We start from the raw sequence: 20,468 nt of genomic DNA, 5'->3' as shown, positions 1-20,468 counted from the left end.
TATGTTCAGAACACGTCTGTTAAGCGGAATACTGTTGATGGTCATCGCACTTGTGACATTGATCACGGGCGGAGAGCTTCTGTTCGCAGTCCTGTTGCTGATCAGCCTGATCGGGATGAGCGAACTGTACAAAGTATTCTCCATTGAAAGAAAAGCGCCGGGAATCGTGGGATATATTTTCGCAGTGCTCTATTATGCACTTGTCTATTCTGAACCGCAGCTTCCGGGAGAAAAACTGACCTGGTTTATGATGCTCTTTATGGCATACCTGATCTGTCTGATGGCGGTGCTTGTATTTGCCTATCCGAGATACAATACCCAGCAGATTTTTGCGGCATTCTTCGGTCTCTTTTATGTAGCTGTGATGCTCTCTTACATTTATCAGACAAGAATCCTGCCGGGCGGTGTGTTTACAGTATGGCTTGTATTTGTCTGCTCCTGGGGCTGCGATACATGTGCATACTGTGTGGGCATGCTGATCGGAAAACATAAGATGGCTCCGGTATTAAGTCCGAAGAAATCTGTAGAAGGCGGCATCGGCGGAATCCTCGGAGCAGCTCTCATCGGTGTGCTCTATGCACTGGCGATCAATCACTGGGGCGGTGCAGAGGCGAGTGCCCTGACATATGCGATCATCGGAGCAGCGGGCGGCGCGATCTCCCAGATCGGGGATCTGGCTGCGTCGGCAATCAAGAGATATCACAATATCAAGGATTACGGGAAACTGATCCCCGGACACGGCGGGATACTGGACCGTTTTGACAGTGTCATCTTCACGGCTCCGATCATATATTATCTGGCGATCCTGCTGTAGGAAAGGGGAGTATATAAGATGAAGAAAATAGCTATTCTGGGCTCGACCGGTTCTATTGGAACCCAGACTCTTGAAATCGTAAGGACAAATAAGGATATTAAAGTGACGGCTCTGGCAGCGGGCAGGAATATCGATCTTCTGGAAAAGCAGATCCGGGAATTCGAGCCGAAACTTGCGGCAGTGTGGAGTGAAGAACTTGCATCAGAGTTAAAATCCCGCGTCCGGGATATTCAGGTTAAAATACTGTCCGGCATGGACGGACTTCTGGCTGTGGCGTCAGAGCAGGAGTCTGAGATCCTGGTCACGGCAATCGTCGGGATGATCGGAATCCTGCCGACGATCGAGGCGATCAAAGCGGGAAAGGACATTGCACTGGCAAACAAAGAGACACTGGTAACTGCAGGCCATATCATCATGCCTCTTGCAGAGAAACATCATGTATCTATCCTGCCTGTGGACAGCGAACACAGTGCGATCTTCCAGTCTCTCCAGGGAGGACAGCGAAAGTCTCTGCACAAGATCCTGCTGACCGCATCAGGCGGACCATTCCGCGGAAAGAAACGGGAGGAGCTTGAGAATATACAGGTGGAAGATGCACTGAAGCATCCGAACTGGGAGATGGGACGCAAGATCACCATCGATTCATCTACCATGGTAAATAAAGGGCTGGAAGTGATCGAGGCGAAATGGCTGTTTGGTGTTACTGTGGATCAGATCCAGGTGGTCGTTCAGCCGCAGAGTATCATCCATTCTATGGTGGAATACGAGGACGGGGCAGTGATCGCACAGCTCGGCACACCGGATATGAAACTGCCGATCCAATATGCCCTGTACTATCCGGAGAGAAGATATCTGCCGGGGGAGCGGCTTGATTTTGAGACTCTCACACAGATCACATTTGAGAAGCCGGATACAGAGACATTCTACGGATTAAAGCTGGCGATCGAAGCAGGGAAAAAGGGAGGATCTCTTCCGACAGTCTTTAACGCTGCCAATGAAAAAGCGGTAGCGCTTTTCCTCGATCGGAAGATCCGGTACCTTCAGATACCTGAGATTATCCGGGCCTGTATGGAAGAACATAAAAATATCGCTGATCCGACAGTGGAAGAGATACTAAAGACAGAGCAGGAAACATATGAATTTATAAAATGCAGAATGCCACGCTTCTGCAAATAAAGAAACAGGTGGTAATACATGGGAATAATCATAGCGATCCTACTATTCAGTTTTATAATCATTTTTCATGAGCTGGGACATTTTCTCCTTGCCAAGTTAAATGGTATACGTGTGGATGAATTTTCTTTGGGACTTGGACCGACGATCATAGGAAAGCAGATCGGAGATACATTTTTTTCTCTTAAGCTGCTTCCGTTCGGGGGAGCGTGCATGATGGGCGAGGACGATACCGATGATATGTCCGAGGGGAGTTTCAACAGTAAATCCGTGTGGGCGAGAATATCTGTCATTGCGGCGGGTCCCGTGTTCAATCTGATCCTCGCATGGATCTTCTGTGTGATCCTGGTCGGGGCGACGGGCTATCAGTCCACTGAAATAAGTGCTGTGTCCGACGGATATTCGGCACAGGAAGAGGGGATTCAGGCAGGTGACGTGATAAAAGAGATCAACGGACGTAATACCCACATTTGGGATGATGTACAGCTCTATACTCTGACTCATCCGGACGATACGCCCTATGAGGTAGTATATGAACGCGACGGAAAAGCGTATACGGCGCAGATAGAGCCGAGACAGTTGGAGGGGGATGCGTCTCCTCTGCTGGGAGTGACCGGCGGCAACTTTGAACGTCCGGGGATATTCGGTTCCATGCAGTATGGTCTGTACAGGCTGAAATACTGGATGAACTATACGGTGGACAGTTTGCGCATGCTGGTGAGCGGACAGGTAGGAATAAAGGATATGTCAGGACCTGTTGGGATTGTTACAGTTGTGGACAGTGTATATGAATCGGCAGCTCCGGCAGGAATAGCGGCAATTATATTAAGCCTGATGAACTTCGGTACATTTTTGTCGGCAAACCTGGGCGTGGTGAACCTGCTGCCCATACCGGCTCTGGATGGAGGCAGGCTTGTGTTCCTCATCGTGGAGGCAGTGCGGCGCAAGCGTATTCCGCCGGAGAAAGAAGGCATGGTGCATTTCGCCGGCTTTGCCCTGCTCATGGTGCTCATGGTCGTAGTCATGTTCAATGATATTATGAAATTGTTCTAAAGAACGTTTCCCGCATATATAATTAATAGATCATTTTTACGCGGGAGACTTTTATGCAGTATATAAGAGCTATGCAGGAGGAGACGTCGGGAAAAGGAGAACTTCAGATCAATGTCACCTCGACATTGGATTCCCATCCCATAGCGGAGGCGAAGATATCCATTTCGTACACGGGAGTTCCCGAACGGACGCTGGAGCAGGTGACGACAGATTCCTCCGGCCAGAGTGAAGTGTTGACACTGGATGCTCCGCCTGAGTCGTGGAGCCTTGATCCGGAAAATGAGAGACAGCCGTATTCCGAATATACACTGGACGTCAGTGCTCCGGGATATGAGCCGGTGAGCATTGCCGGGACAGAAATACTTGCAAATGTAAAGGCGATCCAGAATGTCAGGATGCGGCCGAGTGATACGGGCGGGGAGGAGGAAGAAGTGTTCGTCATCCCCGCTCATACTTTATACGGAGATTATCCGCCGAAAATTGCAGAGGACGAGATCAAGCCGACAAATGAGTCAGGGGAAATTGTCCTAAGCCGTGTGGTTGTTCCGGAATATGTCGTTGTCCATGACGGTTCGCCAAGAGACACAACGGCGACAAATTATTATGTGAAATACAAGGACTATATTAAAAACGTAGCGTCAAGCGAGATTTATGCCACGTGGCCGACAGATACGATCCGGGCAAACGTGCTGGCGATCATGTCATTTACACTTAACAGAGTATACACGGAGTGGTACAGAAATATACGGTGATTCATGGTTGCAAAACATTTACTTTAAATGGGCTTGTTATTCGATTTACTGGTAAAACATCATACGAACTGGAATATCTATAATCAGGACAGGCAGACCATTTTCAAAATGAAAGACTGACTTAATTCAGCCATAGGCTCAATTACATAAAACACCGCTACATTTGTGATTTATTCAATCTCAATGTAGCGGTTATCATATCTGATGTTATCTATACATAGCAGAAATTCTAAATATCACGAATTCCATAATGCATCATATTTTTCATAATATTCTTCATAATGAAAATCATTGTAATTTTGTGGAAACAGAGAGTAACTGACAAAAGCAGGAGACTCTATATTACCTTTTCGACTTATAACATAATCAGCTGCATAAGCAAGTTCGGAAATAAATACTTGCTCTATTCTACAGCTTATCATCTGACACCATAACAATTCGATAAATTGTAAACAGTTATAAACATAATCAATATCTCTCGGATTGAGTTGTAAAGTCTTTTGCAAAGATACGATCAACGATCAAGCACCCATTTTCATCTTTGCTCAAACGCCGGCGCTAAGCAGCCGTGGGGAGGATTTCTGCCAGAACAATCTGTGCATTCCCGTTCGAAAGGCCGCTGTCAGCCATGACGTCACCAAGGTATGCGACTTCGCAGTCGCCTTCGGATAATCCATTTGGAACGGGGCTCGCCTTTGTAAAAAGAATATTATTGCCTGTATGTCCATTTTATTCCATATGATTCACATGAAAAAATCTCATTTTTGTGGTAGCATATCACCTGTAAGTATAATAATAAAGGAGTAATAGAAAAATGACAAAAGAAGCAAGAAAATGGGCATTTAAAGAATCGATCGTGTGTGGTATTCCAACCATAATACTTACTGCGATTATTATGTATTTTTCTCTGAGCAGGGAATTCGCAGAAAATCCGCTGACACTGGCTGAATTCGGAGTCAAAATTGGTGGTACCGTTACCGTCACATCTTTAATCTGCTGTTTCCTTCAGTATCTGATCGTTGGCAAGACATTTAAAGCTCAGTTTGCCAAGAATGGGAAAAAGCTCCCTCCTATGGATAGCCGCGAAAAACAACTGATCTTCCCCCTGTGGGTACCTGCAAAATGGTGGGCATATGTGATCTTCACTTCTTTCTTTGCAGGGATGTTGATCGGCTCTGGCCTTCCATGTTTCTTGGCCAGCTGGGGCATCAATCCCGGCGGAATCGGTCGTCTGGGACATGCAATACTCTCTGGTGTAATCAATGGCCTTGGCACTTGGTATGCAGTATATCTGGCTCATATTTTCCTAGTACAGTTTTTCAATGAAAAAAACAACTAATAATCTGATTGCCCCCTTAAACACTGTACTTATCAACATATTCAAGGTAAGCGTTCAATAAAATAATGGATATCTTTTCACAAGGTATTCCGCTATGGGGCTGTCGCACGAGGAATGAAATTCCTCATACGTCATGCCCCTCTTTTCTCGCTTATTTCAGAAAAATATCCAGATGATCTGTCTGTTTGGCGTTTTGAACCTTTTAAATTTACGCGCTCTTCTTTAACACAAACGGATGTGTTCCGGTTTTCCGTTTTGGATTTTTTGATGTAGTTTCCTGATATTATGTGCAATTGCCAACAGAATACTTTGTGCTTCTACATTCGCTTCCCTCGATACCGGAATCTTCGAAAGCCTGTATCCTCTTTCAAATCACCAAAAATTCCCTCGGACTGGATACTCCTGTTCACCCGCAGTAGGATCCCTTCTTCGCTGGTAATCCTCTCCAGGTCTTCCTTTCGGTACTGGTTAAATTTCCGGGAAACATACAGATTCTTCGTCCTGTTTTCGAATGGAACTTTACTGTGATTCCATTCCTCCGGAACGTATGAATGGCATTCCCCTCCTCGGCTTTCATCTCTTCATTCCAGCAGCTGTACTTATCTTTGTCAAATACTCTTCCCGCTTTTTAAAGGTATAACCATTGAGCTCTTCCAGCTTTTCAGCAACTGCCTCTTTGGCATCGGCCAGGGAAAAGAATGTGTCATTCCGCAGCGCTGCCAGGATCCACGTAGACGCATAAGAGACACTGCCCTCGGCATGGCTCTTATCCTGCGGACGGTGAATGCGCGCAGGAACAATCGCAGTACCATAGTGATCGGCAAGCTCCGAATAGCTGCGGTTCAGGACTGTATCCAGACGGGTGTTTTTCAGCACACCGGTACGGAGATTGTCCGGGATTGTCAGCCTGGGGACGCCCCCGAAATACTCATAGGCATGTACATGGCAGAGCAGCCAGTTTTCAGACTTCATGTCACTGCAGAGTTCGGCATAAACATAGCAGCTGCAGGGAAGAACCCCTACAAAAAGGTATGCGGGAACCGTTTCCCCAGTAACAGGATCTTTGATCGGCAGTGTCCCGCCTGCCCAGTCCACTTCCATGGCATCTCCGGGCTTATGATGGATCCTCATCGTAGCTTTGGCTTTTTTTGCCCATACCCGGTAAATGTCACAAAACTGTGTATACTGGTATGGGACACGCCCGGCATTGGAGCAATTGACCTGATATTCTTTCCAAAGCAATGTCAGGTTCACTCCTTTTTTCGCCAGTTCGCGATGAATCCAGGCACAGTCCGGTTCCAGATAAACATTTGCTTTTTCCTGTCGTTCCGGATAAAGCAGGACATAAAGCTGTGGATTTGTCACCTCCTCTCCAAGCGGCCACCGGATGCCTTTCTCATCCGCAAGCCGTTCAACTTCCCTTACGGTGTTGCGGGAGCTGTGCAGCGATCCGGCGATCTGAGTGATGTTGTGTCCAAGGCTCTGGAGCCTCAGGATTTCGCGATAATCTACCATGATCATCGTCCTCCTTAAGCCTGTGCTGTTAAGCATGTATGTTCCACTAATGGTAAACATACGCCGGGAATAGACAGAGTTCTTTGGTTAAGTAACACCGATAAGTTCAATGCTATTTTTAGTTTGAAGTTAAGAGGTTATAAACCAAAATCGTTAAAAAGGGTCTATATCCAAAAATCCGGCAATAAGCGACGTCCATTGGGAATACCAACGATAAAGGACAGAGCAATGCAGACACTATACAGGTTTGCACTTGAACCCGTTGCAGAATACTATGCAGACGAGCAATCTTATGGCTATAGACAAGGACGTAGTGTAACAGATGCTATATTACATCTTACAAATGATTTGTCAGAGAATCCTAAATGTGAATGGATTCTGAAAGCCGACATTGAAGGGTGTTTTGATAACATCAGTCATGACTGGTTATTAAGATATATCTATATAAATCCAAAACTTCTGAAAAAATTTCTGAAATCAGGATTTATAGAAAATAGGATATGGCATTCAACTGAAAAGGGAGTACCACAAGGCGGCAGTGTATCTAGCGTAATTTGCAATTTGACGTTAGATGGCCTTGCGGACATATGTAATGATGCTCACTATATGAGAAATAATCAATATGCAATGAATGATATTTGTATGGATGATATTTTTATAGATATTATTCGATATACTGATGATTTTATCATTATATGTGATGATAGGGCGGTTTTGGTGCGAGAGGTGATTCCGGCAATTGAAAAATTTTTGAAAAAAAGGGGGTTAAAACTTTCCCAAGAAAAGACCCGAATTATTAATATCAATGATGGGATTACTTTTCTTGGATGGAAGATATTCAAAAAGAATGAAAACATAAAGCGTATTCCTACTCAAGAAAGTAAGAATAGACTTTTTGAAAAGATAAAAGTTGTATTGAATCAGAATCATATTTCTGAAAAAGAAAAGGCTAAAAGGTTAAAACAAATTATAACCGGCTGGCTGAATTTTTATTCGATAGCAACATATCCATTCTTTTTGAATATCGAATATGAACTAATAATGTTCATAAATCAATTTGCCGGAATGCGGTATCTCGCAGGAGTTATTCATCAGATTTTTGAAAAATTTGAAAGATAGAAAATACAACAAGGAGGTATGGTATATCAATATGGCTAGACATAAAGGAAATATGTCCTGTATGTAAACACGAAGACACTTATGTCATATGGAAAGGAATAGTTGACAATGTCTCCGTAGAAAATGAAATTTTTCTGTGTCATGAATGTGGTTTTTTCTGTCGTAAACGTGAAAACGAAGATATGGTTGAAGGAATTACATTTGATTCAAGAAAAATCGTATTGAAAAGGCAAATAAATATAATCAGAAAAACACTAAAAAAGAATCGTAAGATTTTAGAGGGATTGTGTATTACAGACCATTTTCGTTATAAACCTAAAAAATAAAAATGAAATTGGAAAGGGATAAAGAATTATGAGAAAAGAAAAAAGAATCTGCCCTATATGTGGGCACAAGGACACTTATGTTATATGGAAACAAATGTTTGAGAATAAACCATTGAAAAAAGAAAATTTCTGTTGTCATCATTGCGGTTACTTCCTCGAGATACGGGGAGGAGTATGGGAAGACGAAGAAACTAGTGTGGGGATTGCTATAAATCCACGGCTTGTTCCATTAAGACGCCAGTTTACAATGTTTAAACGGGCACTAAAGAAAAAACCTGAAATTTTAGAAGGATTACGTATTTGGAACCATTTCCCATATACACCATTGAAAAAATAAGTCGTTATATACGATATAGCGGACTGATTTCAGACTGTCTTTCTCCGCGCGGTTATTTCGCAAAATCTAAAGGCATCAACATTATTCATATGGAGGTGCGCGATGCAGAAAGAAATTCTTAAAGACTCATCTTTATTTCAGACTAAAGAAGATTATATAATTAATATGTCTCAGATAATGGAATGTGACGAGCCTTCTTCAAATAAAGATATGGTAAACGAATTATGTTTGGAGAGTCCTATGGAAGAAACAGAATATAAAAAATTTGAGACAGATTATAATGGTTTTAAGGTCATTGTAGAATTTCCGAATGAATCAAAATGCAAAGACAGTATTAATGGAGAGATAAAACAGCTAATGTCAAGTCTACTCCATGAACAGTTACTGAAAATTGTATAATTGATTTGGGGTAAAATTAATTCTTTACCCCTTTTTACCAAAAGGAGAACTAAAATATGGAAAGTAAAATAAAAAGAGTACGAGTGTTACTTCGAGTAAGTTCAGACCAGCAGTTAGAAGCTGATGGTGATTTAGGAGTTCAAAGAAAAATTGTGTCGGAGTATATTGCAAAACATCAGGATTGGCAGTTGGATTCTAAGGAATATTTTGAAGGAAGTAACAGTGGATATAAAAATTCTGTAGCAGACAGAGATGTTTTACAAGAGGCTTTAAAAGATGCAGAGCATGGAGAATATGATATCCTAGCTGCTTACAAAGATGACCGATTGGGAAGAAGAGTTCTGGAGATACCAGGTTACATCTTATCTTTGAAACAAGCAGGAGTAGATGTGTATACAGTAAGTGACGGTCTACTATCACCAAAAGATATTAATGATGTGAACGGAATTATTATGTTGACTATGCGCTACGGTATGGCACAAAAGAGTAGTTCTGATACTGGTATGAGGGTAAAAGATACTGCACAAAAATTGGTTCAGCAAGGCAAATTTATGGGGGGAAAGGCTCCTTATGGATATACTCTGGAATTTTCTGGTGAATACAGCAAACATCAAAGAGCATTGAAACATCTTGTAGTTGTTCCTGAGCAGGCAAATATAGTAAAATATATTTACAACTTATCTTTTTATAAAGAATTTGGGTCATACAAAATTGCAACTATCTTAAATTCAGATGAAAAGTATAGAAAAATGGCACCAAATGATGTTTGGAAAAGTGGAACAATTACCAGTATTTTAACAAATCCGATTTATGCCGGTTATACGGCGTATAAAAGGCGAGAACACATAGATGGTAAATATATTCGTCTGGAAAGTAAAAACTGGATTCTCGCGGAGAAACCCAATGATGCAATTACTATTATAGACAGGGAACTCTGGCAAAAGGTACAGAAAAAAAGAAAAGACCGAGGAGAAAAGTATAAGAAGAGTGCGAAAAATGAGAATGCGACTGTGATTTCACGTAATGACGGTATGCTTGCTTTGATAGACGTGGCTCATTGTGGTTATTGTGGGTGTAAGCTGACAAATGGAACAAAATATGATTATTGGACAATTAAAGCAACTGGTGAACGAAGAACATCCAGAAAAGTAATTTATAGATGTCAGAATGTTTGGCAGGGAGTTCCTCATGAAAAAATGAAATTGATTCATGCAAGCAAAATCGAACCGATTGTATTTGAGGCTCTTGCAGAATACATTGGTAAGCTGCAAGAAAACAAAAACGTATTTGAAGAAATTCTGGATAATCAAAACAAGGAAAGAGAACAACAAAAAAAGATATTACAACAGGAAAAAGCAGAGCTTAGTAAAATAAGAAGTAATATTGATGTACTAGAAGATAAGATTCCTCAGGCAATCACTGGCGAATATCCATTGTCTCTTGAAGAATTGGTACATATTATTGAAAAGCAAAAAAGAAAAGAACAAGAACAAACTGCACAGATAGCTGAATTAGAAAAAGAACTTCAAAACACTTCGGCATCTATTACCGATTGGGAAACACTGCGTACTAAGATTCCAACATGGCGAGAAGTCTTTTTAAAGGCGGATACACCCGATAAACGTGTACTAGTAAATAAATTAATCGAACGGATTGATATTACTGAGAATCAGGTGATTATCCGGTTTAAAATTAACCTAGATGAATTTTTACCGCAACCCCGAATCACCAATAACGAATTGGTACAGAAACCGCGGATATGATTTTACTATTACATCCTCTACAGCTTTTGATCATAAATGGATTCCGGAGCGGAATTATTATGATACCATATCAGTGATCGTAGACGAATTATTTGCCGCCTATCTGTCAAGACCGAATGTGAGACAGCCGATTCTGACACAGTACTGTGACGGAAGGCGGGTAAGCTGTCCGGACTGGATGACACAGTGGGGGTCAAAAGAACTGGGAGACCAGGGCTATTCTCCGATAGAAATCCTGCGGTATTTCTACGGGGACGATATGTACATCAACACTGCAGAGGAAATCTCGGGAATACCAGCATCCTGGCCGGGATATACTCTGGAAGAAGGGTCCAGCGGAGCTAAAGTAAAGCAGATGCAGGAACAGCTTAATGTAATCGCAGGAGCCTATCCGGCGCTTCCGAAGATCACGGCGGACGGTATCTATGGTCCGGCAACAGAAGAAGCCGTGAAAGAATTTCAGTCTGTGTTCGGACTTCCGGCGACGGGAAAGGTGGATTATCCTACATGGTATAAGATATCAGAGATTTATGTCGGAGTGTCCAGGATCGCAGAGCTGACATAAGAATCTGAGAGAAGAATGGGATGAACGCAGCAGACAATACAGCGGATATGCAGGAATATCAGAGAGGAGTCCTATGGCAGAAAGAAGGAGAAGACGAAGAGCGGGACAAAAATGCAGGACAGGATGTGTGACTGCCCTTGTGATGATCGCAATACTCGGTGCAGGGGCAGCTTACGGGATCCCCTGGGTCATTGATAAGTTTGGAGGACAGGTACGGGAGACATTCAATGAGACTGTAGAGAACGCAGTGAATACGCTGCAGCCGTCAGGGGCGGATTTCCCTGACCTTACTGTGGCAGCAGATGATGTGGCGGATCATTTCTATTATCAGCAGCTCACGGAAGAGGAACAGACTGTGTACAGAGAACTTCTCCAGGGAGTTAACGACATGGAAGAGTGTATCCTCGTCCATGCAGGAAAAGGTGAGCGGCCGGAGAAGGCGTACGAATATCTCCTTTATGACTGCCCGGAACTCTTCTGGTGTATCGGGAGTTCCCAGATGACGATGTATGACACATATACAGAGTTTTATCCGGAATATTCCTGCTCCTTGGAAGAAAGGGAAACCAGACAGAATGAGATTGATGCGGCGGTCACAGACTGCATGGCGGGAATTGATGCCTCTGCGGGAGAATATGACAGGATACGTTATGTATTTGAGTATCTTGTCAATACAGTGGATTACGATGAGAATGCGCCGGATAATCAGAATATTTACAGCGCGCTTGTCGGAACGAGTTCCGTGTGCGCAGGGTATTCCAGAGCAGCCCAGTATCTTCTGGATCATATGGGGATTGAATGTATCTATGTGGTGGGAACTGCACAGGGGCAGGAAGCCCATGCCTGGAATATCGTGAACTGCGGCGGTAATTATTATCAGATGGATGTGACGTTTGGTGACCCTGTGTTTATGGCTGCAGAAAGCGGCGATGACCTGCCTGAAAGTATAATATATTATGACTATCTGTGCTGTACAGATGAAGAGATCGCGGCGGACCATGTGCAGAGTGACGAGGTGCCTTATCCGTCCTGCGTATCGGATGATCTGAATTATTACCGGATGAACGGAATGTATTATGATTCCTATGATTCACAGATCCTCCTCGGCGCTATGAATGACAGCATCTATAAAAAAGAAGAGCTGTTTGTGTGCAAGTTCCCGGATAGAGAAACTTATGCACAGGCCCGAAATGAGATGATCGATGGTCTGTTCCCAAGGGCGGCCAGGACACTGGCTTCCACTTACGGGCTGGAGCGTGTGTCCTACACTTATGTGGAGGATGAAACGCATAACAAGATCATGGTATTCTGGAATTACAACGCCGGGTGACATATACTATGAGGTGCTCTGATATAAGCTGAGCCGGTTACATGCATATCCAGTGCATATAACCGGCTCATACTTTACTGTATCAGGAAGGAGGAGATTATCCGATGAGTTCTGTCATAATGCTGCGGATGTCTTCGGTATCCATGCGTTTTAAATATCCTGCAACAGCGTCTTTAAGCCCCGGGATCTGTGTCAGATCTTTTCCGCTCCAGAAGGATGTGTTAGATAGTGCGGCTCCTGCAATCTTGTCTGCATCGTTGCAGGTCCATATTTCAGCAAAGAATGTGAGCACATCGGCGTCATCGCGGATCTGATACTGTGTACCATCCTTTCTTACGCCTGTGCAGACACCGTCATTCATCTGGCCTTTGTAAAAGCGGATGAATGCAGCAAGCGAAAAGGTCAGACATTTCGGAAGCTCACCCTTTTCCTCCACATATCCGAGAAGGGAAGGGAGGCACCTTGCATTGAATTTGGAGCAGGAGTTCAGGGCAATGTCAAGGAGCTTGTGTTTAATGTAAGGATTGGCAAACCTGTCATTTACTGCGGCGGCAAAGTCTTCCAGCTCCTCCTTCGGAAGGTCCAGAGTCGGTATGACTTCATCGTATATCACGGTATTCATGAATGAACGTATCGTATCATCTTTCATGAAATCCATAACTATATCATAGCCTGCCAGATAGGCTGCAAGTACAGTGGATGTGTGAGCACCGTTGAGAATGCGCACCTTGCGTTTTTTGTACGGTTTTACATCATCAGTCCAGATGACATTGGCATCAGTCCTGTGGACAGGAAGTTTTTCTGCCCATTTCTTGTCGCCCTCAATCACCCACAGGTTGAAAAGCTCGCTTGTATCGATGATATTATCTTTATATCCCAGTTTTTCTTCAAAATAAGAGACTTCATCTCTTGGGTATCCGGTTACGATACGATCCACGAGTGTACTGGTGAATTCGTTGGCAGTAATGATCCAGTTGATGAAATCTTCTCCCAGTTCCCACTCGTCTGCGTACTGCAGGATTATTCTTTTTAATTCCGCACCATTGTTGTCGATGAGTTCGACCGGAAGGAAGAGCAGTCCTTTGTCGGCAGCTCCGTCAAATGCTTTATATCTTTCGTAGAGGAATGCTGTGACTTTTGCCGGGAAAGACACCGGCGGCCGGTCGTTGAGCTGATCTCCGGCGTGATAAGTCCATCACATGGAAAGAGATCCCGAAGATCTGAAAGGAGAGCGCAGAGATGACAGGTATCATCATCTTCCTGATCGGCGTGTCCAATATTATGTCATGGATCATGGCCTTTACAGGAATCCCGACAGCGATCTCCACAGCGCTCCTGGGCCTTACAGACAATAAGTTCGTGATCCTGTTTATCATCAATATCCTGCTTCTGTTTGTGGGAACATTTATGGATATGACGCCGGCCTGCCTGATCTTCACACCGATCTTCCTTCCGGTGTGCACAGCTCTCGGAATGAATACGATCCACTTCGGTATTATGCTGATCTTCAACCTTTGTATCGGAACGATCACACCCCCGGTTGGAACAACATTGTTTGTCGGTGTCAAGGTGGGAAAAGTTAAGATCGAGACAGTATTTAAGCAGCTGTTATGGTATTTTGCGGCAATCATCATCGTGCTTATGTTTGTAACATATATTCCGCAGCTCTCATTGTGGCTGCCAGGTCTTATGGGATATGTATAATCTGGAAAGGAGACAAAAACAATTATGAAACAGTTTATGGACAAAGATTTTCTGCTTAGTACTGAAACGGCAAAGGAACTCTTCCACGGATATGCGGAAGGCACGCCGATTCTGGACTATCACTGCCACATTGATCCGAAAGAGATCGCAGAGGACAGGAAATTTGACAATATCACGCAGGTATGGCTTGGAGGAGACCATTACAAGTGGCGCCTTATGCGCTCCAACGGAGTAGATGAAAAATATATCACTGGCGATGCATCTGACCGCGAGAAGTTCCAGAAATGGGCAGAGACGCTGGAGAGAGGGATCGGTAATCCGCTGTATCACTGGAGCCATCTCGAACTGCAGAGGTACTTCGGTTATCACGGCGTGCTGAATAAAGAGACTGCGGAAGAGGTGTGGAATCTTTGCAATGCAAAACTGGCGGAGGATGGTATGAGTGTAAGAAATATCATCAGGCAGTCCGGCGTCACACTGATCTGTACAACAGATGATCCGGTGGATTCTCTTAAGTGGCATCAGGTCCTGAAAGAGGATGATACATTTGACGTACAGGTGTTCCCTGCGTGGCGTCCGGATAAGGCGAACGGGATTGAAAAGCCGGGATTTGCCGACTATCTGAAAGAACTCGGAAAAGCGGCAGACATGGAAGTAAAAACCTTTGCCGATATTAAAGAGGCACTGAAGAAAAGGATGGCGTTCTTCGATGAAATGGGATGCCGTGCATCCGACCATGCACTTGAGTATGTGATGTATGTGCCGGCTTCCGAGGAGGAAATCGAGGCAATTGTTGCGAAAAAGCTTGCCGGAGGAACGGTCACAAAAGAAGAAGAGCTGAAATATAAGACAGCCTTTATGATTTTTGTCGGAAGAGAGTACAGCAGACTCGGATGGGTCATGCAGCTTCATTACGGGTGCAAGAGAGATAATAACACTCCGATGTTTGACCGGCTCGGTCCTGATACCGGATATGACTGCATCAACAATTATGCGCCGTCCGGCCAGATGGCGGACTTCCTGAATGCACTGAATATGACGGGAGAACTCCCGAAAACGATCATTTACAGTCTGAACCCCAATGATGATGAAGCTATCGGAACGATCCTCGGCTGCTTCCAGGATTCATCCGCTGCAGCTAAAATCCAGCAGGGATCCGCGTGGTGGTTTAATGACCACAAAACCGGTATGACAAAGCAGATGACATCCCTGGCCAATCTGGGAGCCCTGGGGAATTTTGTCGGAATGCTGACGGATTCAAGGAGTTTCCTGTCGTATACACGTCATGAGTATTTCCGCAGAATCCTCTGCGACCTGCTGGGCGGATGGGTTGAAAACGGAGAGTATCCGAAAGATATGAAAGTGTTAAGTTCAATCGTAAAGGATATTTCCTATAATAATGCTGTCAGATACTTCGGATTCGGACTCGAAGTGGCAAAATAGACATTGGAGGAGCTGTCTGGCTTACATAATTATCAGCAGAAGTTTTGAATATTAAGAAGTATTTCTGAATATTTTGCAGGATTTATCAGTTGAATTATAAGCTCAGTTGTAGTATAATCTTTACAATTTGAGAACGAGGGCGCTCTGGATCAAAAGACTCCAAGAGTGCCTTTGCTATGCAACGGCATATCTGTTCTCAGAGGAGAAGATGTTACAGTGCAGACTGTAACGGGCAGTTATTGAATCTACAAAGGGAAAGGGTGAACAGATGAAAGCGTTTCTAATATTGGAAGACGGTACAGTATTCACCGGTACGAGCATCGGCTCAGAGCGTGAGTGTATCAGTGAGATCGTATTTAATACATCTATGACAGGTTATCTTGAGGTGCTGACCGATCCGTCTTATGCAGGACAGGCAGTGGTCATGACCTATCCCCTGATCGGGAACTACGGTATCACGCCGGACATGGAGTCTGGGAAAGCGTGGCCGGACGGTTATATTGTAAGGGAATTATCGAGAATGCCCAGCAACTTCCGCTGCGAGGGCACTATACAGGATTTCTTAAAAGAGCAGGACATTCCCGGTATTGCAGGAATCGACACAAGGGCTCTCACAAAGATCCTGAGAGAAAAAGGTACTATGAATGGCATGATCACAACAGATGAGAATTATGATCTGGATCAGGTCATCCCGAAACTGAAAGCATATACAGTGGGAGATGTCGTCTCTAAAGTGACATGTTCCGAAAAATACGTCCTTAAGGGTGAGGGGTTAAAAGTCGCTCTTCTCGACCTGGGCGCAAAAAATAATATCGCAAAGTCTTTAAATCAGCGCGGCTGCGAGGTGACTGTCTATCCGGCTCACACCACCGCCCAAGAGATCATTTCATCCAATCCTGACGGTATTATGCTCTCCAACGGACCTGGCGATCCGGCGGACTGCACATCTATTATCGAAGAAATCAGAAAGCTGTACAATACAGATATTCCGATATTCGCCATCTGCCTCGGACACCAGCTCATGGCGCTTGCTACAGGTGCGTCCACGCACAAACTGAAATACGGGCACAGGGGCGGAAACCATCCGGTGAAAGACCTGGATACAGGAAGAGTCTATATCTCATCACAGAATCACGGCTACGTGGTTGACGAGGAATCAGTGGATCCGCAGGTTGCTGTACCGGCATTTATTAATGTAAACGACGGTACAAATGAGGGACTTGCATATGTAGGCAAGAATATTTTTACAGTACAGTTCCATCCGGAAGCATGCCCGGGACCTCAGGATTCCGGCTACCTGTTTGACAGATTTATTGAGATGATGAAAGGAGCGAAATAATGCCAAGAGATTTAAGTATTAAGAAGGTACTGGTCATCGGTTCCGGTCCGATCGTCATCGGACAGGCGGCGGAGTTTGACTATGCGGGAACTCAGGCATGCCGTTCACTCAAAGAAGAAGGTATTGAGGTCGTACTGTTGAATTCAAACCCGGCGACCATCATGACAGATAAAGATATCGCGGACAGTGTATACATTGAGCCCCTTACCGTGGAAGTGGTAGAGCAGCTTATCAAGAAAGAAAAGCCGGACAGTGTGCTTCCTACTCTCGGCGGACAGGCAGGGCTGAATCTTGCCATGGAGCTTGAAGAGGCAGGATTCCTGCGCGAGAACGGCGTACGCCTGATCGGAACGACATCGGAGACGATCAAAAAGGCTGAGGACCGTCTGGAATTCAAGGCGACAATGGAGAAGATCGGCGAACCTGTCGCAGCTTCTCTCGTCGTGGAGAGTGTGGACGACGGTCTTGCATTCGCCAATAAGATCGGTTACCCGGTCGTGCTCCGTCCCGCATATACACTGGGTGGCAGCGGCGGCGGTATCGCCCATGACTCACATCAGCTCGTAGAGATCCTGGAGAATGGTCTCCGTCTCTCCCGTGTGGGACAGGTTCTTGTGGAGCGCTGCATCGCAGGATGGAAAGAGATTGAGTATGAGGTAATGCGCGATAGTGCGGGTAACTGCATTACTGTATGTAATATGGAAAATATCGATCCTGTAGGCGTCCACACCGGAGACAGTATCGTCGTGGCTCCGTCACAGACATTGGGAGATAAGGAGTACCAGATGCTCCGTACTTCAGCATTGAATATCATCAGTGAGCTGAATATCACAGGCGGATGCAACGTGCAGTACGCGCTGAATCCGGATACGTTTGAATACTGCGTTATCGAGGTGAATCCCCGAGTAAGCCGTTCCTCCGCTCTGGCCTCTAAGGCTACGGGTTATCCGATCGCAAAAGTTTCCGCAAAGATTGCACTGGGCTATACACTGGATGAGATAAAGAATGCCATTACGCAGAAGACATACGCAAGCTTCGAGCCGATGCTTGACTATGTAGTCGTAAAACTTCCGCGTCTGCCTTTTGATAAATTTATCAGTGCAAAGAGGACGCTGACAACGCAGATGAAGGCTACCGGTGAGGTTATGAGTATCTGCGATAACTTTGAGGGCGCGCTGATGAAAGCAATCCGCTCCCTCGAGCAGCATGTGGACAGCCTTATGTCCTATGACTTTACAGGGCTTTCCAGGGACGACCTTTTAGAGCAGCTTGCTATAGTAGACGATATGCGTATGTGGAAGATCGCAGAGGCAATCCGCAGGGGCATCGACTACGATACGATCTACAATATCACAAAAGTAGATAAATGGTTCATTGACAAATTCGCCATTATAGTGGAGATGGAGAACGCGTTAAAAACTCAGGAACTGACAGTTGATCTCTTAAGAGAAGCAAAACGTATCGAGTTCCCGGACAATGTGATCGCACGTCTGACAGGAAAGAGCGAGCGGGAGATCCATGATATGCGCCATGAAAACGGTATCGTTGCGGCGTACAAGATCGTGGACACATGCGCGGCAGAATTTGCGGCGGAGACGCCTTACTATTATTCTGTATACGGCAGTGAGAACGAAGTGGAGAAAACAGAGGGCAAGAAGAAAGTTCTCGTGCTTGGATCCGGCCCGATCCGTATCGGTCAGGGTATCGAGTTCGACTTCTGCTCCGTACACTGTACCTGGGCATTCGCCAAAGAAGGATATGAGACGATCATCGTCAACAATAACCCGGAGACCGTAAGTACAGATTTCGATATTGCGGATAAGCTGTATTTTGAACCGCTCACACCGGAAGATGTGGAGAGCATCGTGGATATCGAGAAACCGGACGGTGCAGTCGTACAGTTCGGCGGTCAGACAGCTATCAAGCTGACAGAAGCGCTTATGAAGATGGGTGTTCCGATCCTCGGAACTTCCGCGGAGAACGTGGACAAGGCTGAAGACAGGGAGCTCTTTGACGAGATCCTTGAAGAGTGCGGGATTCCGCGTCCGACCGGCGGTACCGTATTCACAGCAGAAGAAGCGAAAGAAGTGGCAAACCGTCTCGGTTATCCGGTGCTCGTGCGTCCGTCCTACGTGCTTGGCGGACAGGGCATGCAGATCGCTATCAATGATAATGACATCGACCAGTTCATCGGTATTATCAACCGGATCGCCCAGGACCATCCGATCCTCGTGGATAAATACCTGCAGGGTAAGGAGATCGAAGTCGATGCCGTGTGCGACGGCACGGATATTCTGATCCCGGGCATCATGGAGCATATAGAGCGCGCAGGTATCCATTCAGGAGACAGTATCTCCGTTTATCCGGCACAGAGCCTGACAGAGAGCGCAAAGACAAAGATTGCAGAATATACGAGAAGGCTTGCAAAATCTCTTCATGTTATCGGTATGATCAATATTCAGTTCATTGTCTGCGGCGAGGACGATGTGTATGTAATTGAGGTTAATCCGCGTTCCAGCCGTACTGTACCGTATATCAGCAAAGTGACGGGAATTCCGATCGTGCCGCTGGCGACACAGGTCATAATCGGGAAGAAGATAAAAGATCTTGGATACACGCCGGGACTGCAGCCTGAGGCGGACTACGTGGCGGTGAAGATGCCGGTATTCTCCTTTGAGAAGATCAGAGGCGCAGATATCAGTCTCGGACCGGAGATGAAGTCTACCGGAGAGTGCCTTGGTATCGCTAAGACATTTGATGAGGCTCTCTATAAGGCATTCCTCGGCGCGGGGATCAAGCTGCCGAAGTTCAAGAACATGATCATGACCGTCCGTGATGAGGAACATCCGGCTGCAGTGGAGATCGGCCGCAGATTCGCAGATATCGGCTACCATATCTTTGCTACGAGCGGAACAGCAAGAGCACTTAAGGAGGCGGGAGTAAAGGCAACACCTGTGCGTAAGATCGAGCAGGAGTCACCGAATCTTCTTGACTTGATTTTAGGACATAAGATCGATCTTGTTATTGATATCCCGGCACAGGGAGCAGAACACTCCAAAGACGGTTTTGTTATCCGAAGAAATGCTATCGAGACGGGGGTCAACGTGCTGACGGCAATTGATACTGCGGAAGCACTGATCACAAGTCTTGAGAATACGGATATTAAGAAGCTGACGTTAATCGATATCGCGACGGTTTAGAAATAGCGGACACAGAAAAAGAGGATATTGCATATCATGTGCGGCATCCTCTTTTTTTTGCGCGATACGCCCGGAGGGCGACCGCCGTGCTTGCACGAGCGGGCATCCGACGGGCAACGGTCATCGAGCGGCAATGCCGTGAGATGAGCGAGGTATCGCGGTGATCGGGTAGGGGAAGGAAGCTTCCCCTACCCGATGCCCGAAAGGAAATTCCCCTGAAAAAGCCTGATTTCCGGTACTGTATGGCAATGAGTTTAAAGTTCAGGGTATAAACAGAAGAACTTATTGTTTCTTCAA

The 20,468-nt window shown here is 45.2% G+C and carries 14 protein-coding genes and 4 pseudogenes; 15 read left to right on the top strand and 3 right to left on the bottom strand.

Annotated elements, in window-relative coordinates; translation table 11 throughout:
* Position 1 precedes the first annotated feature (1 nt).
* From FNY66_RS06290 to FNY66_RS06270, 5 genes and pseudogenes are all read left to right on the top strand, one after another.
* A complete protein-coding gene (locus FNY66_RS06290; RefSeq protein WP_150310594.1) occupies positions 2 to 814 on the top strand; it encodes a phosphatidate cytidylyltransferase in 813 nt (270 codons plus the stop codon).
* An 18-nt stretch (positions 815 to 832) separates the two neighbouring features.
* The gene (locus FNY66_RS06285; protein WP_087151687.1) at positions 833 to 1,990 is read left to right on the top strand and encodes a 1-deoxy-D-xylulose-5-phosphate reductoisomerase; all 1,158 of its coding nucleotides are present in this window, start codon (positions 833 to 835) and stop codon (positions 1,988 to 1,990) included.
* Between the two features lie 18 nt (positions 1,991 to 2,008).
* Positions 2,009 to 3,040, top strand: coding sequence for an RIP metalloprotease RseP (gene rseP, locus FNY66_RS06280; protein ID WP_087151686.1), 1,032 nt, complete (start codon positions 2,009 to 2,011; stop codon positions 3,038 to 3,040).
* A 53-nt stretch (positions 3,041 to 3,093) separates the two neighbouring features.
* Positions 3,094 to 3,783 (top strand): annotated as a pseudogene (locus FNY66_RS06275) (carboxypeptidase-like regulatory domain-containing protein); the annotation flags it as partial.
* 823 nt (positions 3,784 to 4,606) lie between these two features.
* Positions 4,607 to 5,131 (top strand): hypothetical protein, encoded by a 525-nt coding sequence (locus FNY66_RS06270; RefSeq protein ID WP_087151684.1) that lies wholly within the window; start codon positions 4,607 to 4,609, stop codon positions 5,129 to 5,131.
* 208 nt (positions 5,132 to 5,339) lie between these two features.
* Here the strand turns inward: FNY66_RS06270 and FNY66_RS16275 are convergent.
* Together FNY66_RS16275 and istA are read right to left on the bottom strand one after the other, a co-directional pair.
* A pseudogene (locus FNY66_RS16275) lies at positions 5,340 to 5,661 on the bottom strand (transposase); the annotation flags it as partial.
* A 43-nt stretch (positions 5,662 to 5,704) separates the two neighbouring features.
* The gene (gene istA, locus FNY66_RS06260; protein WP_162607892.1) at positions 5,705 to 6,646 is read right to left on the bottom strand and encodes an IS21 family transposase; all 942 of its coding nucleotides are present in this window, start codon (positions 6,644 to 6,646) and stop codon (positions 5,705 to 5,707) included.
* A 123-nt stretch (positions 6,647 to 6,769) separates the two neighbouring features.
* Between istA and FNY66_RS06255 the strand changes: the two genes are divergently transcribed.
* The 6 genes and pseudogenes from FNY66_RS06255 to FNY66_RS06230 all read left to right on the top strand — a co-directional run bounded on the left by FNY66_RS06255 (position 6,770) and on the right by FNY66_RS06230 (position 12,485).
* Positions 6,770 to 7,765 carry a reverse transcriptase domain-containing protein gene (locus tag FNY66_RS06255; RefSeq protein WP_267872926.1) on the top strand — a complete coding sequence of 332 codons (996 nt, stop codon included), beginning with the start codon at positions 6,770 to 6,772 and terminating at the stop codon, positions 7,763 to 7,765.
* A 354-nt stretch (positions 7,766 to 8,119) separates the two neighbouring features.
* Positions 8,120 to 8,428 (top strand): hypothetical protein, encoded by a 309-nt coding sequence (locus FNY66_RS06250; RefSeq protein WP_087212215.1) that lies wholly within the window; start codon positions 8,120 to 8,122, stop codon positions 8,426 to 8,428.
* A gap of 102 nt (positions 8,429 to 8,530) precedes the next feature.
* Positions 8,531 to 8,827, top strand: a complete 297-nt coding sequence (locus tag FNY66_RS06245; protein WP_087152504.1) for a hypothetical protein — start codon at positions 8,531 to 8,533, stop codon at positions 8,825 to 8,827.
* A 56-nt stretch (positions 8,828 to 8,883) separates the two neighbouring features.
* On the top strand, positions 8,884 to 10,590 hold the full coding sequence (locus FNY66_RS06240; protein ID WP_150310592.1) for a recombinase family protein: 1,707 nt from the start codon (positions 8,884 to 8,886) through the stop codon (positions 10,588 to 10,590).
* A pseudogene (locus tag FNY66_RS06235) lies at positions 10,562 to 11,155 on the top strand (peptidoglycan-binding protein); the annotation flags it as partial. The gene FNY66_RS06240 and the pseudogene FNY66_RS06235, both read left to right, overlap by 29 nt.
* Positions 11,156 to 11,228: 73 nt before the next feature.
* Positions 11,229 to 12,485 (top strand): transglutaminase domain-containing protein, encoded by a 1,257-nt coding sequence (locus FNY66_RS06230; protein ID WP_150310591.1) that lies wholly within the window; start codon positions 11,229 to 11,231, stop codon positions 12,483 to 12,485.
* Positions 12,486 to 12,582: 97 nt separating this feature from the next.
* Here FNY66_RS06230 and FNY66_RS06225 read toward each other — a convergent pair whose 3' ends face one another.
* Positions 12,583 to 13,638, bottom strand: a complete 1,056-nt coding sequence (locus FNY66_RS06225; RefSeq protein ID WP_087152507.1) for a tagaturonate reductase — start codon at positions 13,636 to 13,638, stop codon at positions 12,583 to 12,585.
* Positions 13,639 to 13,673: 35 nt separating this feature from the next.
* Between FNY66_RS06225 and FNY66_RS06220 the strand changes: the two are divergent.
* From FNY66_RS06220 to carB, 4 genes and pseudogenes are all read left to right on the top strand, one after another.
* Positions 13,674 to 14,189 (top strand): annotated as a pseudogene (locus FNY66_RS06220) (SLC13 family permease); the annotation flags it as partial.
* Positions 14,190 to 14,213: 24 nt separating this feature from the next.
* Positions 14,214 to 15,632 carry a glucuronate isomerase gene (gene uxaC, locus FNY66_RS06215; protein ID WP_150310590.1) on the top strand — a complete coding sequence of 473 codons (1,419 nt, stop codon included), beginning with the start codon at positions 14,214 to 14,216 and terminating at the stop codon, positions 15,630 to 15,632.
* A 268-nt stretch (positions 15,633 to 15,900) separates the two neighbouring features.
* The gene (locus tag FNY66_RS06210; protein WP_087152509.1) at positions 15,901 to 16,971 is read left to right on the top strand and encodes a carbamoyl phosphate synthase small subunit; all 1,071 of its coding nucleotides are present in this window, start codon (positions 15,901 to 15,903) and stop codon (positions 16,969 to 16,971) included.
* The gene (gene carB, locus FNY66_RS06205; RefSeq protein ID WP_087152510.1) at positions 16,971 to 20,171 is read left to right on the top strand and encodes a carbamoyl-phosphate synthase large subunit; all 3,201 of its coding nucleotides are present in this window, start codon (positions 16,971 to 16,973) and stop codon (positions 20,169 to 20,171) included. Before FNY66_RS06210 ends, carB begins: the two co-directional genes overlap by 1 nt.
* The last annotated feature ends 297 nt before the right edge of the window (positions 20,172 to 20,468 follow it).

This window comes from Mediterraneibacter catenae (assembly GCF_008691045.1).
In the GTDB taxonomy this organism is placed as follows: Bacteria; Bacillota; Clostridia; order Lachnospirales; family Lachnospiraceae; genus Mediterraneibacter; species Mediterraneibacter ornithocaccae.
This window is presented reverse-complemented; position numbering and strand designations above follow the sequence as displayed.